This window comes from Desulforapulum autotrophicum HRM2, assembly GCF_000020365.1.
Classification (GTDB): Bacteria; Desulfobacterota; Desulfobacteria; order Desulfobacterales; family Desulfobacteraceae; genus Desulforapulum; species Desulforapulum autotrophicum.
This window is the reverse complement of record NC_012108.1, coordinates 3,480,411-3,496,280: the sequence shown is the minus strand read 5'-3', so window position 1 is coordinate 3,496,280 and position 15,870 is coordinate 3,480,411. Positions and strand designations below refer to the sequence as shown.

The following is a 15,870-nucleotide window of genomic DNA, read 5'->3' as shown; positions in this document are numbered from 1 at the left end:
CCATAAGGAGTTTGCAATTGAATAGTCAAACCGGAAAAGTGATGGTTGTCGGGGGGGGGATTGCAGGCCTTACCGCTGCCTGGGAACTGGCTCGACAAAATATCGGTGTCGAACTTGTGGAAAAGAGCTGCTTTCTTGGCGGTCATAGCATCGGATATACCTGCAAGGCAACGGATATGTGCCAGAAATGCGGTGCCTGCAGCGTTGAAAAAATGCTCAAGGATGTTGTTGGTGAACCCTTGATCAACGTCCACCTGAGAACCGAGGTCGACGCTCTGGACCGATCAAAGGGATACCGGGTTACCCTTAAGAAAAGCGCCCAGGACCAGGCCGCTGGAAAGGTCCTCAAAGGCTTTTCCCGGCATAATTCTCCCCTCTATGTTGTGGGTGAGAATGTGACCGAGGCTGTGCCTGAAGGGGCTATGAAGATTCAGGAGATGGGCAGCGAGTGTGCCCTTGATGTTGATGCCGTTATCCTTGCAACGGGATTTACTCCCTTTGATGCCTCTATCAAGGGAACCTACGGGTATGGAAAATGGGAAAATGTGATCACGGGTCTTGAGTTTGAGCACATTGAGCGGGAGAACGCCGGGATCGTAAGACCGTCGGACGGTCTGCCCCCCAAACGGGTCGCCTTCATACAGTGCGTGGGTTCAAGGGACGAGCGACTGGGGCACCTCTGGTGTTCCGAGGTATGCTGCGCCTATGGACTGCGCATGGCAGGTACGATCCGCCACCAGGACCCAGAGGCTGAGGTCTCTGTGTTCTACATTGATGTCCAGAATGTGGGCAAGGAATTTCCTGTGTTTTACGAGCGGATCAAGGAAAACGTCCGTTTTGTCAGGACCATTCCCGTTGACATCTATCCCGTTGAAAACGATTGCCTCAAGCTCCGCCACATGGCCGAAGACCAGGGCACGCCGACCTTTGAGGAATTTGACCTTGTGGTTCTCTCCATTGGCATCATGCCCGGGGCCGACAGCAAGCTCATCTCAGAGACCTTTGGCGTTCCCATGACCGTTGATGGATTTCTTGACGACAGTGTGGGCGATGGCATTTTTGTGGCAGGCACGGCCGCAGGACCTGGAACCATTGCAGCCTCCATGGCAAAAGCGGGTAAAGCTGCCTTTGACGCCGCAAAATATGTTGGGGGTGCCAAATGATAGCGGAAAAAACAACCATGATTGATGTCACCATGAATAAGGATGTTCTTGTTGTTGGATGCGGGACCCCGGGAGTTGACGCTGCTGCGGCCCTTTCAGAAAAAGGCTACACCGTGGTTCTTGCCCATGATTCGGATCAACCAATGGCGGTTGCCGGGGTTGAGGTGATGGCCGCGACCCAGGTGGCGAGCCTTGCCGGTGTTGCCGGAGATTATCGCACCTGCCTTGCCACGGCCGACAGGTCCATTGAGCGAACTTTCGGCGCTGTTGTTGTGGCACCCGTGTACGGTCTTGAGCCCTTGAACCTCGCCTATGACCTTACCCTGGACAAAAGGGTGGTGACCATGACCCAGATGGAGGCCCTGCTTGAGGATGCTGCATTCATTGATGGTTTGAAAAAGGGTGAGGGAAAGAGTGTTGCCTTTGTTTCAGGGTTTGGCCAGGAGGGAGACCCTGCCGCAACCCGCCGGGTTCTTGTGGCAGCCCTTGCCATTCAGAAGCTTGGCAATTCCAGTGCCTACATTTATGCCAACAACGTCAAGGTGGGAGGCCCCGGGCTTGAGCGTCTGTTTACCGAAGGCCGTCACCAGGGCGTGGTATGTTTCAAGCCCACTGAAAAACCGGTCATTGACCAGGGTGAAACCTTGAAGATCACCATCAATGATCCGGTTATCCGGGAAGATGTGATTCTTGAACCGGACTATATCGTTGTTGAGGAAAAGACGGTCGTTGGCAGAAAAAACCTGGATCTTGCGGCAACCCTTCGCATAGATACGGATTGTGACGGACTCCTTCCAAGCAACAATGTTCACCGTTTCCCGGTTCGTTCCAACCGGGAGGGTATCTTTGTGGCATCCCAACCCGTTGACAGTGCCAACGTTGTTCTGAGGGTTGATGAGCTCCTGAAAGCTGGGGTGGTGACCGTTGCAAAGGAGAGGGCTGTTGTGGATGACACCAAATGCGTCATCTGCCTGACCTGCTACCGCTGCTGTCCCCATGGCGCTATTTTCTGGGAAAACGGGGTTGCTGCCATATCCCCTGTTGCCTGCCAGGGATGCGGCATCTGCGCCAGTGAATGTCCCATGGATGCCATCCAGATCGGAGGCTTTACCGACAACGCACTCAAGGCCGACATTGAAGCGGCTGTGACATCTGTCAAAGGCACCCCGTCCATTGTTGCCTTTTGCTGTGAGAATTCCGCCTTTGAGGCGGGACAGGCTGCAAAGGCCCTGGGCGTTGATCTTCCAGATGGTTTCAGGATGGTTCAGGTTCCCTGCGCTGGCAAGGTTGATGTGGAGTTCATCATGAAGGCCTTTGTCGAAGGTGCTGACGGCGTCATGGTTGCGGCCTGCCACGAGGGAAACTGCAAGGCCGAGCGGGGTAACACCTATGCCGGCTGGCGGGTGGCCGAGGTGCAGAAACGCCTTGAGGCCATGGGGCTGAACAAAGACCGCCTCATTTTTACCACCATTGCTTCGAACATGGCTGAAGAGTTCAGCGCCAAGGTGCGCAAGTTTGCCGAAAAACTCTGATTAATCCATTGTTAAGTTAAACAAAAAAGCAGTCAGGATTATTTCCGGGCTGCTTTTTTGCGTTGATTGTCTGACGAAAAAAAATTGTAAAACTCGTATCATTCCGCCGACCGGAGGAAGGTATTGTCCTCCGCCTATTCCCTGTATAGGGGAACGGTGAGTCCGCCGTCCATGAGAAAGAGGATTTTTGCATCTTTACCCTTTTTCTCGATGGCCGTGTCTAATGCCTCCTGGAGGGAGGTAAAGGGCCGGATAAAGAGTTTTTCAATGACTTCCGGCTCTACATCTGTTACTCCCCACATTTCAGCCCAGATGCCGATTTCAGCCATTTTGGCAGCCTTGTGGTAGCCGAGCTTATACCCCTTCTCAATGGTGTCAAGCACCTCCTGGGGGGTATCGCAGCTGCCCAGCAGATCGGCAAATGCCTTGCCACCGATACCGCACCTGCACTTGGCCACAAGGATCATGATGCCGTTGTCCTTGAGGGCAAGCTTGGCATTGTCTATTCCCTTCTGGGCCTGGTAGAGGTCTATGTCCTGGGGAAACTTGACCACGGATACGACAATGTCGGCCTTTGCCTTGATGGGGGCGGCAAACACCTCATTGGCACTGTCAATGGCTGCCATGAACGAGTCATGGATTTCGCCTGCGGTCACGGCGTAGACCCTGTGGTCCTTGTCCAGAACGGTCATGATGGCAAAGATTTCTTTTTTTACCACAGACAGGGCATCCACCATGTCCTCGTGGACGGGATTGCCCTCAAGGGCCAGGGCCTTTGCTGCGGGTACAAGGGCGAGCTTGTGGTTCTGCTCAATGGTGTTAAACCCTGCAATTCCCGGCAGAAATGATTTTCTGCCACCCGTATAACCGGCAAAGTAATGGGGCTCCACCGAGCCGATGATGATGATCTTGTGGGCGTCAACCCCTGCACGGTTCACATACATCTCTGTTCCATTGGAGCTCGTACCCAGAAAGACCATATCCTCTGATCGTTGGGCATCATGGACAATGATGTCATCCTTGATCGTTTCATAGTAATCCCCGAAGATCTGGATGAACTCTTCATGGCTCGGTCCCCTGTGGGCACCGGTTGCAATAATGAATTTCACTGGAATCCCACTGAACCTGTGGTGGATCAGGTCCAGGACCTGACGGGTGGGGGTGGGCCGGGTGGCGTCGTTAACGATGACGAGAACGTCCCTTGCGCCGGCCAGAAAATCCGTGAGGTTGGGGCTGTTGACAGGCTCACTCAATGCCTGTTCCATGAGGGATTCAAAGGGTTTGATCTCAACCGAGTTGGCCTCCAGAAAGCTTGTGTCAAGGCTGTCGCTCAGGGTGGCTGTCTCTTCACCGTCTCGTCCATAGGGCACTTTTATCTGCATGGTGGTTTCCTTATCTGTTGTTCAGGGGGCCAAGTGTTTCAAGTTTTTCCATGAAGGTGTCAATGGCCGTTTGAAATCCGGTCTTGTCATTGTGCTTGATCTGCACAAGCTGGAGCCTGTCTGGATCGATATCCATCTCCTCAAGGAGTTCCCGGAGGGCTGAGACATGGGCTTTTGCCTTGACATTTCCGTCGTGCTCGCAATCGCCGTCCGGGCAGCAGGCCACAAGGACTCCCCAGGCGTTTTGGAGCAGGGGTTCGAGGAGCAGGGGTTTTTCAAGCCTGCCGCCGCACATGTTGATGAGGATTTTGTATGGAGGCTCAACCGCCTTGTCCATCACCGATGCTTGAAAATCAGGATAGTAGGACCAGTTGCATCCAAAAACAATGGCCTTTGAGGTCTCTTTTTCAAGGAATTCCCCGATTTCCTGGTTCAGGGCCGGTCGGTTTGTGCCGTAGCTCAGGGAGGTGGAGATGGCCTTGTTGGGACAGATATCCACACAGATGCCGCAACTCTGGCACTTGACCGTATCTGTGACGATCTTGCCGTTGACGAACAGCCTTGCCTCGTGGGGGCAGGCCCGTACGCAGGCAAGGCAGGCGACACAATCAGTGTTGGTCACCGTGGTAGTTCCGCACGCTTCAAATTCAGTGCCCTGGAAATCGCGCTTGGCATCGGTGAATATTTCGGTCAGGGGGACACCGCTTGAACAGGCGGCAACGCAACGCCCACAGTAAAAACATGAGGCGATTTTGTCGGCGATATAGGCTGAAGGCTCAAGTTTGCCGGCAAGCAAGCCGTAGAGCATGATCAGTTTGGCCCTGGGGGCGTCCGATTCCCACCGGGTGTGTTTAAATATGGGGCAGTGTTCATAGCAGTATCCGCAACGGATGCAGCTGTCCAGGTTGGATTTCCACTTGTCAAGATTCTTTGTTTCAAAGGGACGTGTTTCCATATGTGTGACTCCGTTTGGGTTCTATGTCAATGTCAAGCAACCATGTACCTCAGGTCTGTGGCCGTGACCCAATTTTCAGGGGCATCCATGAGTTTGCCGGGATTGAGAATGTTGTTGGGATCAAAGGCCCGTTTGATGCTCGACATCAGTTCAAGGCTGTCCGCTTTCTCAAGCTTGAAGGCCGGCGCCTTTGACAGGCCGATACCGTGTTCCGCAGAGGTGGTGCCGTGGACCGAGCGGACATACTCATAAATCTCAGCCACCGCTTTTTTGGCCGAATCCCACTGGTCTTTATGGGTCGGCTCCATGAGGATCTTGGTGTGCATACAGCCTGAACCGCAATGGCCGTAGGCCGTCATGATAATGTTGTTTCTGGCGGCAATCTGGTGTATGGTTTTGGCGGTTTCCGCCATTTTGGAGTAGGGCACGGCCATGTCGTCGGCAAGGGCGGTGCTCGAGAGCACGTCGCTGAATTTCGACAGGGCTGGAAAGAGTTTTTTCCTGCCCATGAAGATCTTGGCCCGTTCATCGGCATTGTAACTGCTCACAAGACCTGAACCGTTGTTTTTACGGCACACCTCTTTCATGGCGTCGATCTCGTAGTCCACGGCCTCTTTGACCATGCCGTCAGCCTCATAGAGAAGCATCGCCTCAACATCCGGGAGGCCCAGATCCATGGTTTTGTTCACGGCCTTGATGGCCACGTTGTCCACAAGCTCCAGCATGGACGGCGCGATTCCGCCGCCCATGATTCCTGCAATGGCGTTCCCCGCATCTTCAAGGGTATCAAAATTGGCCATGCCAAGGCACCTGAATTTTGGAATGGGAACAAAGCTCAGGGTGGCCTCGACCACCACACCGAGGGTTCCTTCGGACCCCACTATGAGTTTATGGATTTGGTAGCCGGTTGCCTCAACCCGTGTCCGTGCACCAAGGGTCACAAGCCTGCCGTCGGGCAACACCACCTTCATTCCAAGGACACTGTTCCGGGTGGCTCCGTATTTCACCGAGCGGACCCCGCTTGCATTGTTGCCAATTTCACCGCCGATGGTGGCGATTCTGCTTGAGGCTGGCGTGGGGGGGTAAAAGACGCCAAAGGGTTTTAACGCCTGGTTCAGGTCGTCGTCAACAACCCCTGGCTCGACCCGGCAATAGACGTCCGACGGATTGATCTCAAGGATTTTGTTCATCCGCTTCATGTCAAGAATGATGCCGCCGTTGATGGGCACGGTCTGTCCGCACATGCCAGATCCCGCCCCCCGGGTGATCACAGGGATCTTTTCCTGGTTGGCATAAACCATTATCTGTTGAACCTGCTCAATGTCTTTGGGTCTTACGACCACCCAGGGCATGGCAGAATGAACAGATGAGTCAGAACCGTAAACATAGAGGTCTGCCGGATTGCTCTTCAGGTTGTCTTCTCCCACAATGTCTTTAAGTCTGGGTATATCAATTTTTTCCATTACCCTACCCCCTAATTATATTTCAAAATACCATGTCTCTACATGTTTAATTGACCATGTCGTTACTGGTTTATGATACCATGCTGCTAATGTTTAAGATACCATCTTGCTATCGTTTAAGGTTTGAACAGGCATTGATCCGTGTTCAATATAAATCTTACTCTTTTAAACAGAAAAAAAAGTTTTAGGTCAATGAAATTTCGAGAATAAACTCAAATGAAGATGTTTTTTATTGTTTACCTTGTTTAACCTGTGGGATAAGAGAGAAGCGATGGGTGAGGGGTGTGTGACACCCCAGAGGGAAATAAACAGCAGAGAATTAAACTTTATGCTTTAAGGAGGATATTGGATGGCGAGGCATATGATCACCTTCCTGCCCCATGACAGGAAAATTGAGGTCGATGATGGTGAAATTCTTATTCGGGCGGCAATGGAGACCGGTGTTCACATAAATGCCTCCTGCGGCGGTGAAGGGGTCTGCGGAAAATGCAGGGTTATCATTGAACAGGGCCAGGTGGACGATGGTCTTTCCGAGAGGCTTTCACCTGAAGATATTGCCAAAGGCTATCGACTGGCCTGCCTTGCAAAGGTCCGATCCGACCTTGTGGTGAGAGTTCCCGTGGAGTCTGATGTGGATTCAGCAGTACTGAACCTCCAGGCCTCTCCCAGGCACACGGCAAGGATCCGAACTTTTGATCTGAACCAGCTCAAGGAGCAGGGGCTTTTTATCCCACCGGTTGAAAAAAAATACCTGGAGCTTCCCGAACCCACGGCCCAGGACAACATCGCCGATGTTTCAAGGCTGCTTCACCACCTCAAGATTGAGCACAACGAGCATCGCCTTGTCATGGATTTAAATGTGATGCGAACCCTTCCTGATCTTCTGCGCCAGGGAAACTTTAAGGTCACCGCAACCATTGTGCGGCCGGTAAGAGAGGATGGGAAAAATAAAATTGTCCAAATTGAATCCGGTGATACAACAGACCAAAATCTTGCCGTTGCCATGGATATCGGCACCACAACAATCTACGGTGAGGTGCTTGATCTCAATTCAGGGGAAGTGCTGTCAAATTATGGGGATTTCAACGCCCAGATCAGCTATGGTGAGGATGTGATCTCACGGATCGTTTTTTCTGAAAAGACCAACGGCCTTGCCACCCTGCAGACAAAGGTGATTGAAACCGTCAACAAAGTCCTTGGGCAAATCATCAAAAAAGCCGGTATAGGCCGGGATGAAATCACTACCATCACCCTTGCCGGCAACTCCACAATGACCCAGCTTCTCCTTGGTATTACTCCGCAATACCTAAGGCGGGCCCCCTATGTCCCGGCTTCCAACTTTTATCCGCCGTTTGCAGCCGCTGACGTGGGTATTGACCTTGCCGCCCATGCCATTGCCCTTGTGTATCCCGGGGTGGCTTCCTATGTGGGTGGAGATATTGTTGCGGGAGTCATGGGATCGGGTATGTACCGGTCGGATAAGCTGACGCTTTTCATGGATATCGGCACCAATGCCGAGATTGTCATCGGCAACAAAGACTGGATGGTCTGTACTGCCGCTTCGGCCGGTCCTGCCTTTGAAGGCGGGGGGGTCACCTTTGGCATGAGGGCAGCCAGGGGGGCTATTGAGGATTTTTCCATCGACCTGATGACCCTTGAGCCCATGATCATGACCATTGGTAATGTCAGGCCCAAGGGAATCTGTGGATCGGGTTTGATTACCATTGTGGCAAGGCTGTTTGAAGCCGGCGTCATCGACAATCGCGGAAAGTTCAATCAGGCCCTGGGACTCGACAGAATCCGTCAACGTGAGGGGGTTTGGGAATATGTGCTGGTGTGGCAGGATGCCACCCAGATCGACAGGGATATTTCCATCACGGAACCTGACATAGATAATCTGATCCGGGCAAAAGGTGCCATGTATTCGGCTGCCCAGACCCTGCTTGAAGAGGTTGGGTTGACCATCGGCGATATCGAGGAGGTGATCCTGGCAGGCGGGTTTGGTTCCTATATTGATCTTGAGAAGGCCATGACCATTGGGCTGTTGCCGGAGGTTGATCCAAATCATGTCACCTACCTTGGCAACAGTTCCCTTCTGGGCGCCAAGATGAGTTCGTTTACCAACCGGCTACGGCGGGATGTGGGCGAGGTGGTTCGGATGATGACCAACTTTGAACTTGCCGAAACCCCTTCGTACATGGATCATTACATGGGGGCGCTTTTTATTCCCCACACAGACCTTGGGGCCTTTCCACGGCTTGCGGCAAGGCTTGAGCTTCTTAAGGGGGTAAACCGGTGAACAGGGCAGAGGGAGGCGTCAGGGTGGTCCAGGTGCCTGTGCCGCGCCTTGGAAACAATATTGCAGATGTTGAGCGGCTGACAGCGGTTCTGGAGAAAGCCCTTGGCACAGACCGGGTAACACTACCCCTGGGCGTGGTGAAGCGTCTTCCTGCCCTTTTACGTCGGTTTAACCACAGAATCAAGGTGCTTCTTTGTAAGGACTCATGGGGGTGGCGGATCATCAATGTCCAGGCTCCGGACAGCCCAGAACCCGTGTGCGGGGTTGCCCTGGATATCGGCACCACCCGGCTGGTGGCCCGGCTGGTGGATCTTGAAAACCGGGAAACCCTGGGGGAAAGCGGATTTGACAACCCCCAGATTTGCATTGCCCCGGACGTGCTTGCACGGATTCACCATGCAAAGGATCCAGAGGGGCTTGAGGCCCTGCGATCGGTTTTGATTGATTCGGTGAACCACAGTGTAAGCGACCTGTGTGACCGAGCAGGGCTCAAGGTTGAATCGGTTCATTTCATGGTCTGCGCCGGGAATACGGCCATGACCCACCTTTTCCTCGGGATTGATCCGTCAAATATTATCCGGGAACCCTATATTCCGGCAATCAATGTGCCGGGCATTCAGGACGCCCGGGAGCTTGGGCTCTGTCTTAACCCCATGGCCGCAGTTTTTATCTTCCCCAACATCGGCAGTTATTTCGGGGGGGATCTTGTTGCCGGCATCCTCTTTTCCGGCATTCACACGAACGAAAATCCCAGTATCATGGTGGATGTGGGAACCAATGCCGAGGTGGTTCTTGGAACAAGGGAATGGCTCATTGCCTGTGCCGGTGCCGCAGGCCCGGCCCTTGAAGGGGGAATGAGCAAAATGGGCATGACCGCAGGACCAGGGGTGATCGACAGGGTGAAGATTGACCCTGTGTCGTGTGTGATTAAAATTCATACCATTGGGGACGAGCCTGCCATGGGGCTGTGCGGATCGGCCATGATTGATCTTGCGGCCGGGCTCTTTTTATCGGGAATGATGGACATCCGGGGAAAATTTTCGCCCGAACGGTGTGCCGGTCAACTTGTTTGTGACCAGGGGATTGACACCCTTGTGCTGGTTCCGGCAACCGAGTCTGGCACCAATGCCCCCATTACCCTCAGCCAGGTGGATCTCAATTCCTTGACAAGTTCCAAGGCCGCCATGTACGCAATCCTCCAGGTCATTGTCGAACATACTGCAGGATTGGGCTTTGACGACCTTGAGCACTTTTATGTGGCAGGCACCTTTGGTTCGTTCATCGATCCCGTGTCTGCCATCTCCATTGGTATGCTCCCCGATATCCCCATGGATCGGTTCAAGGTTCTTGGCAATTCTTCCCTTGGCGGGGCCGCACGTCTCCTGGTTGATCCCGATCTCTTTGATGAGATCGAGACCATCCGTCAAAAACTCACCTATGTGGAATTAAACGTGAACCAGGCGTTCATGAACATTTTTTCAGGGGCCAAGTTTTATCCCCATACGGATCGGTCAAGGTTTCCCAGGGTTAAAACAGGAGGGGCCTGACCCAAAAGGTGACGGCTGTTTTACTGGGCGTTGCTTACCCCTTTGCTGAAATCAACCGGAACCGTTGTCATGCGCCCTGCAAGCTCACGGTCGAGCATCATCAGGCTTCTGGGGTCGTTCTTGATGAGCTTGAGCTGGGCAATGATGTCGTTGTCATTTTCTTCTTCCTCCACCTGTTCGAGCACATACCACTGGAGAAAGATCTGGGTGGCATGGTCTTTTTCATCAATGGCAAGTTCCATGAGATTGTTGATGGACTCGGTGATGAACTGTTCGTGGGCCAGGGTCTTTGTGAACATGTCAAGGGGGGACTCAAAACTTGCCGGGGGCTCGGCAATGCCCTTGAGAACAACCGGAACCCCCTGGCTTGACAGGTACTCATAAATTTTCATGGCATGGAACATTTCCTCGTGGTACTGGACCATGAACCAGTTGCCAAAGCCCTTAAGGCCAATTCCATTGCTGTGGCTGGACATGGCCATATAGAGGTAGGCCGAATACATTTCTTTGTTGATCTGTTCGTTCAAGGCGTCGCCCATGGGTTGTTTCAGCATGATATACTCCTTTTTGGGGGTTGTTGTCTTGAATCCCGGGACGGCTGTCCCAGAATTCGGGTCATTCCTTTGTTTGACTTTATATATGATTACCACGATTAACATAAAATCAAATCTAAATCCGCAAACCAGACAGCCTTGCCTTGTTTATTCTTTGAGGTGCTTTTTTCGTTCAGACTCGGTCCAGTCAATGCGGCCCATGAGGCCACGGATGATGGCAACTTCGCGCCTGTCAAGGCCTGCCCGTCCAAAGATCCGCCTGAAGGTCCGCAGGAGGTGATCCGGGTTCTGGGTATTGAGGAAATCGATGTCGCACAGGCTTTTGGTCATGTGGTCGTACATGCCTGCCAACTCATGACTGGTTGCCGGCGGGGTTGAACCGGTATTAAGTGGGATTGTTCGGCCCAGGGCCATTGACGCCTGATAGAGGAGCAGGGCTGTTGCATGGGACAGATTCATGGACCCATAGGCGTTTTCCGTGGGAATGGTGACAAAGCGCTGGCAGAGCTCAAGTTCTGAGGTGTATAGTCCGTGGTCTTCCCTGCCCATGACAAGGGCACATTGGTTCGTGTCCGGTTCTTCAGCCAGGGTCCTGCCAAAATCTTCAGGAGATAAAAAATCCTGGCGGTATTTTCCAAAACGGCGGGTGGTGCCGAAGGCCAGGTGGCAATTTTTGAGGGCCTGGGCCAGGGTATCAACCACAACGGCCTTCTCGAGAATGGGCAGGGCTGAAAGGGCCATTTTTCTGGCGTCAAGGTTGTTGAATGTCGTGCATGGATTGACAAGGCAGAGTTGGCTGAATCCAAAATTCATCATGGCTCTGCACACGGAACCGATGTTGAGGGGCCCCTGGGGTTCCACAAGAACCACGGTGATCTGTTGCTTTTTCATGGTTATTCTTTTTCCTGTGTTTCCCAAGAGTAGAGCCTGGGCGGATGAAAAGGTGTCGTAAACCCGAGGGTGGAAAGGGTGTCAATGGCCGGGTCAATGTGTTGACCAATGTCTCGCACGCCGTGGGAGTCGTCGCCTGGGACAACCCGGATTTCCATTGCCCGTGCAAGTTCAAGGATGGGGGCGGCAATATAGGGTTCCACGGCCCCCTTTGTAAGGGCCCTGAGGTTGTAATCCATGACGATATCCTGTTGTTTGATGTATCCCAGGTTTCGGACGATCTTTTGCCAGATGGCTGGCTTTTTGAGCCTTGAACCATAGTTGTCGTCAAAGATTCGTATGAGATCAAAATGGCCTGCAACAGCCGGATTGATGGTTCTGAACATCTCGTACTGAAGGTCAAAATATTGTTCGTAAAGGGTGTCAATCCCCCCCAGTCCGGTAGCTGTTTCAAGGTATTGGTCCTTTGAAAAATCAAACCCCTGGTCATTGACATGGTGAACAGAGCCGACAATGTAATCGGGCTTGAAACGGGAGACCATTTGTGGCACATAAGTGCCATACCCTGAGCAGGTTTCGATTTCAAAGGCGGTAAAAATTTTGATGCTTGATCGGTATTTCTTTTTCAGGCGGTTGCATTCCAGGATATAGGCCCCAAAGGTGATAAGCATCTGGTCCGGGGTCAGCTGTGCCGCAACCTCGTCAGGGTACATGACCTTTTCGCCCCAGGCCGGAAGATGCTCAGTGATGCCGACCCAGGTAAAGCCAAGTTCGACGTAGCGTTTTACCATATCTTCGAGCCTGTCCCTTGCGTGGAGGCAGAACTGGCCGCTGTGGCCCCCGTGAACAGATACACGGCATGGGTGTGAGGGCTTTTTTTTGGTGGGTTCGTGATTTATGCCAGTCCTGGTGTTATTCATTTTCAAGGTTGTTTTCCCAATTTTTTTTTAAAACGATATGATTAATTTGATCTTAACTCAAGAGTATAGAAGTCTGAATCACAACCGCTGGATGATGTAGAGAAAGGTGGGAAGGCGGCTCAGGCACTTGAGGCGGTTGAAGGTGAACATCATCTCCCGTGACGGATGGTTAATGGAAAGGGGTGAAAGATAGATCGCTCCCTTGGGTTTTGTGTGTGACACCCTCTCCCTGACAAGGCGCAAAAAGGCCGGGACGTGATCCTTTGGAAGGGTTTCATCCATGACAAAGTTGGCCGTGATTTCAATGTTCTGGTATTGGTCGTTGATTTTCTGCATGGTGTCAAACGCCTGGATCACCTGGGCAACTGTGATGGGTTTGCCCAGGTGATCAAGTGTCGCCTGGTCGGCGGATTCAAGGCCTATGTTGATGTAAGTTTTGGAAACCAGGGTGTTGAGTCTGTTGAACAGGTCCGGATCTGTGTCAAGAAGGGAGTCCACGCTTCCAAAGAGAAAAAGGTTGCTTCCTTTCATGTTCCCCTGGTCAAACGCCAGGATTTCCAGGGCTTTTTCAACGGCAAATACGATCAGATTCCTGCCTGCTGCAAGGGCATCGTGCTCGCCGAGGAAAAGAGAATTGTAATTGGCAAGATCACGGCCGTACAGGGCCTTGAGACGGGTAAGCTGCCCAACAATTTCATCTTCGGTGTTAAGGGCAAAGGGATGTTCTGTTTTGACTCTACAGAACCGGCATTTGTACAGGCAGCCAAGGGAAATAAACAAAGGGATGATATCGTAGTCCACATGCCTTGCATCGGGCGGCATGACCGTCACCCTTCCCCCGGAAATGGAGAACAGTTTTTTCGCTTTTTCCTGCAGGCGGTCCGGGGTGTTTTGGAGGGCCTGGGCCAGGAACCGGGCCATGGGTTCAGGCAGGTTTTTCGTCGATGTTTGGAGGGCCATAAGCCTCTGGTACCAGTCCTCAACAAGATCGCTTACGCAAGTTTCCCTAAACGGTTTTCCCCCGATAAGGGCGTTGGTGGGGTATTGGAGATTGGGCAGATAGTACTCTCCCATGGCTTCAAATACCCCTGTATACCCGCCGTTGGAGTAATACACCCAGTCGTTCCCGGGCGTGCGCTTGAGCCACTCGTTGGGATGAATCCATTGCCGGGTTCTGCCAACGGCCCGGATAATTTCGCCGTTGAGATTAAAATGGAGCAGTTGATCCGGCGTTCTGATCTCATTAAAAACACCGTACCTGACAGGATAGCTGATCTTGGTGTAAACAAACGACCCTGCCATGTCAAGGGTGATGGAGAGGTTGTTGGCGGTGTAATTTTTTTTCATCCTGGCAAATTTATCCCCGGCAAAAAGGGAAGTCAAGGTGAAACCGTTGTTTTTCCCCCAATCCACCACCTAAAAAAAAGAAAAACCCCGTTGCGCTTGATGGTTCAAGCAGATAGAGTCTTTGTGCGAACAAAAAACTATCATCAACGGGGTGAAACAAGTTATGACACAAGGCGTGCTTCCATTCAAGTATGAAGAAGAAAAAACTCAGACCGGCATGACCGCATTGGCTGGCCTGCCCGTCTATCTCGACTTGGCCAAAGTAATCGGGTTGTCCAAATCCATCCAAAAACATCTGAAGGTAAGAAAGAACTCGCAAGGCTGGACTGATTCCCAGATGGTTTTATCTTTGGTGCTGCTCAATCTTGCCGGAGGAGACTGTGTTGATGATTTAAAGATACTGGAGGCGGATGAAGGGTTCTGCCAAATATTGCGGAAATCAGAAACGCATGGTTTGAGTCGTAAGGTTCGCCGAACTATAGAGAGTAGGTGGCGGAAGGAAAAAAAACGTTCTGTGCCGTCCCCGTCAGCTGTCTTCAGGTATTTGTCCAAATTTCATGATGCTGAACAGGAGGATGCCCGAAAGAAGTCAGATGTTAAAGCATTTATCCCCGCCGCTAATGACTTCCTGAAGGGGTTTGGAAAGATTAATAAAGATATGATCGCTGGCTTGAATACAGTAAGCGTCGAGACAACGGCCACCTTGGACATGGATGCCACCCTGGCTCAAACCATGAAAGAGACAGCTTCTTATTGTTATAAAGGGTTCAAGGCTTACCAACCTTTCAACACATGGTGGTTTGAGCAAGGAATTATTCTTCACACAGAATTCCGGGACGGTAACGTGCCCGCTGGTTATGAACAGTTAAGGGTTTTTAAGGAAGCCTTGGACTGTCTTCCGAGCAATGTGGAAAAGGTGAAGCTCCGTTCAGATACTGCTGCTTACCAGCACGATCTTTTACGGTACTGTGAAAAAGGTGAAAATAAACGATTTGGTAGAATCGAATTTGCCATCGGCTGTAATGTGACTAAGGCATTCAAAATAGCGGTAGCTCAAGTGCCAGATGCCCAATGGCAGCCGATCTATAAAAGGGAGAAAGGTTTACAGTTAAAAACCGGTAGCGAGTGGGCCGAAGTGTGCTTTGTTCCCAACGAACTGTGCTATAGCAAAGATGCTCCGGTATACAGGTATCTTGCCAAACGGCAGCGCCTGGTTGAACAACAACCTTTGCCCGGTATGAATGATGATAAACAGCTTAAGCTTCCCTTCCCGACAATGGAAATGGATGAAAGCCGATACAAGGTATTTGGTGTCGTTACCAATATCAAATATACACAGATGAACGGGGAGAATGTGATCCACTGGCTTCATGAACGATGCGGTAAGAGTGAAGAGGTTCATGCGGTGATGAAAGACGATCTGGCCGGTGGAAAAATGCCATCATCTGACTTTGGTACAAATGCTGCGTGGTGGTGGATCATGATAATTGCCTTAAACCTGAATGTGATGATGAAAAATCTGGCGTTGGCTCCTTCGATGAAGACGAAACGGATGAAGGCCATCAGGTTTTCACTTGTCAATATCCCGGGGAGAGTAGTTAAACGATCCCGTACTCTGTTTTTGCGTTTATCTAAAGGGCACCCATCTTACGATCTCTTGGTTGAGGCGCGCAGAAAAATTGCAATGCTTTTCGGTTCATGGGCACCATCTGGATAACTATATGACAAAGGTACACACTAAAAATCTAATTTTTCCGGTCCGCCAAGGGATATCTATACCCAAAATTTGCCCAGATCAGAGGGACGGCCACAAAAAG

General features: G+C 51.7%; 12 protein-coding genes. 5 read left to right on the top strand and 7 right to left on the bottom strand.

Annotated features, from left to right (window positions below; all coding sequences use genetic code 11):
• Nucleotides 1-17 precede the first annotated feature (17 nt).
• On the top strand, nt 18-1,163 hold the full coding sequence (locus tag HRM2_RS15190) for an FAD-dependent oxidoreductase (RefSeq protein ID WP_015904923.1): 1,146 nt from the start codon (nt 18-20) through the stop codon (nt 1,161-1,163).
• The gene (locus HRM2_RS15185) at nt 1,160-2,695 is read left to right on the top strand and encodes a hydrogenase iron-sulfur subunit (protein ID WP_015904922.1); all 1,536 of its coding nucleotides are present in this window, start codon (nt 1,160-1,162) and stop codon (nt 2,693-2,695) included. Before HRM2_RS15190 ends, HRM2_RS15185 begins: the two co-directional genes overlap by 4 nt.
• A 134-nt stretch (nt 2,696-2,829) precedes the next feature.
• On the opposite strand, the gene HRM2_RS15180 is transcribed toward HRM2_RS15185, so the two are convergent.
• From HRM2_RS15180 to HRM2_RS15170, 3 genes are read right to left on the bottom strand one after another with little or no spacing between them, the layout of a single operon-like run.
• Complete coding sequence (locus HRM2_RS15180; protein WP_015904921.1) at nt 2,830-4,077, bottom strand: lactate racemase domain-containing protein; 1,248 nt, start codon at nt 4,075-4,077, stop codon at nt 2,830-2,832.
• A gap of 10 nt (nt 4,078-4,087) precedes the next feature.
• Nucleotides 4,088-5,032 (bottom strand): hydrogenase iron-sulfur subunit, encoded by a 945-nt coding sequence (locus HRM2_RS15175; RefSeq protein WP_015904920.1) that lies wholly within the window; start codon nt 5,030-5,032, stop codon nt 4,088-4,090.
• A gap of 32 nt (nt 5,033-5,064) precedes the next feature.
• Nucleotides 5,065-6,495 (bottom strand): FAD-binding oxidoreductase, encoded by a 1,431-nt coding sequence (locus HRM2_RS15170; RefSeq protein ID WP_015904919.1) that lies wholly within the window; start codon nt 6,493-6,495, stop codon nt 5,065-5,067.
• Between the two features lie 349 nt (nt 6,496-6,844).
• Here HRM2_RS15170 and HRM2_RS15165 point away from each other — a divergent pair, with 349 nt between their 5' ends.
• Together HRM2_RS15165 and HRM2_RS15160 are read left to right on the top strand one after the other, a co-directional pair.
• Nucleotides 6,845-8,794, top strand: coding sequence for an ASKHA domain-containing protein (locus tag HRM2_RS15165; RefSeq protein ID WP_015904918.1), 1,950 nt, complete (start codon nt 6,845-6,847; stop codon nt 8,792-8,794).
• Complete coding sequence (locus HRM2_RS15160) at nt 8,791-10,341, top strand: ASKHA domain-containing protein (protein WP_015904917.1); 1,551 nt, start codon at nt 8,791-8,793, stop codon at nt 10,339-10,341. Before HRM2_RS15165 ends, HRM2_RS15160 begins: the two co-directional genes overlap by 4 nt.
• Before the next feature lie 20 nt (nt 10,342-10,361).
• Here the strand turns inward: HRM2_RS15160 and HRM2_RS15155 are convergent, their stop codons facing one another.
• The 4 genes from HRM2_RS15155 to HRM2_RS15140 form a co-directional block, all read right to left on the bottom strand.
• Nucleotides 10,362-10,895: a ferritin gene (locus tag HRM2_RS15155; protein ID WP_041273302.1), complete on the bottom strand. Its 534-nt coding sequence runs from the start codon at nt 10,893-10,895 to the stop codon at nt 10,362-10,364.
• Nucleotides 10,896-11,042: 147 nt separating this feature from the next.
• Nucleotides 11,043-11,786, bottom strand: coding sequence for an RNA methyltransferase (locus tag HRM2_RS15150; RefSeq protein ID WP_015904915.1), 744 nt, complete (start codon nt 11,784-11,786; stop codon nt 11,043-11,045).
• Between the two features lie 2 nt (nt 11,787-11,788).
• Complete coding sequence (locus HRM2_RS15145; protein ID WP_148214645.1) at nt 11,789-12,706, bottom strand: histidinol-phosphatase; 918 nt, start codon at nt 12,704-12,706, stop codon at nt 11,789-11,791.
• A gap of 78 nt (nt 12,707-12,784) precedes the next feature.
• Nucleotides 12,785-14,053 carry a radical SAM protein gene (locus HRM2_RS15140; RefSeq protein ID WP_148214644.1) on the bottom strand — a complete coding sequence of 423 codons (1,269 nt, stop codon included), beginning with the start codon at nt 14,051-14,053 and terminating at the stop codon, nt 12,785-12,787.
• A gap of 163 nt (nt 14,054-14,216) precedes the next feature.
• Here HRM2_RS15140 and HRM2_RS15135 point away from each other — a divergent pair, with 163 nt between their 5' ends.
• Nucleotides 14,217-15,770 carry an IS1380-like element ISDau2 family transposase gene (locus HRM2_RS15135; RefSeq protein ID WP_015904912.1) on the top strand — a complete coding sequence of 518 codons (1,554 nt, stop codon included), beginning with the start codon at nt 14,217-14,219 and terminating at the stop codon, nt 15,768-15,770.
• Nucleotides 15,771-15,870 lie beyond the last annotated feature (100 nt).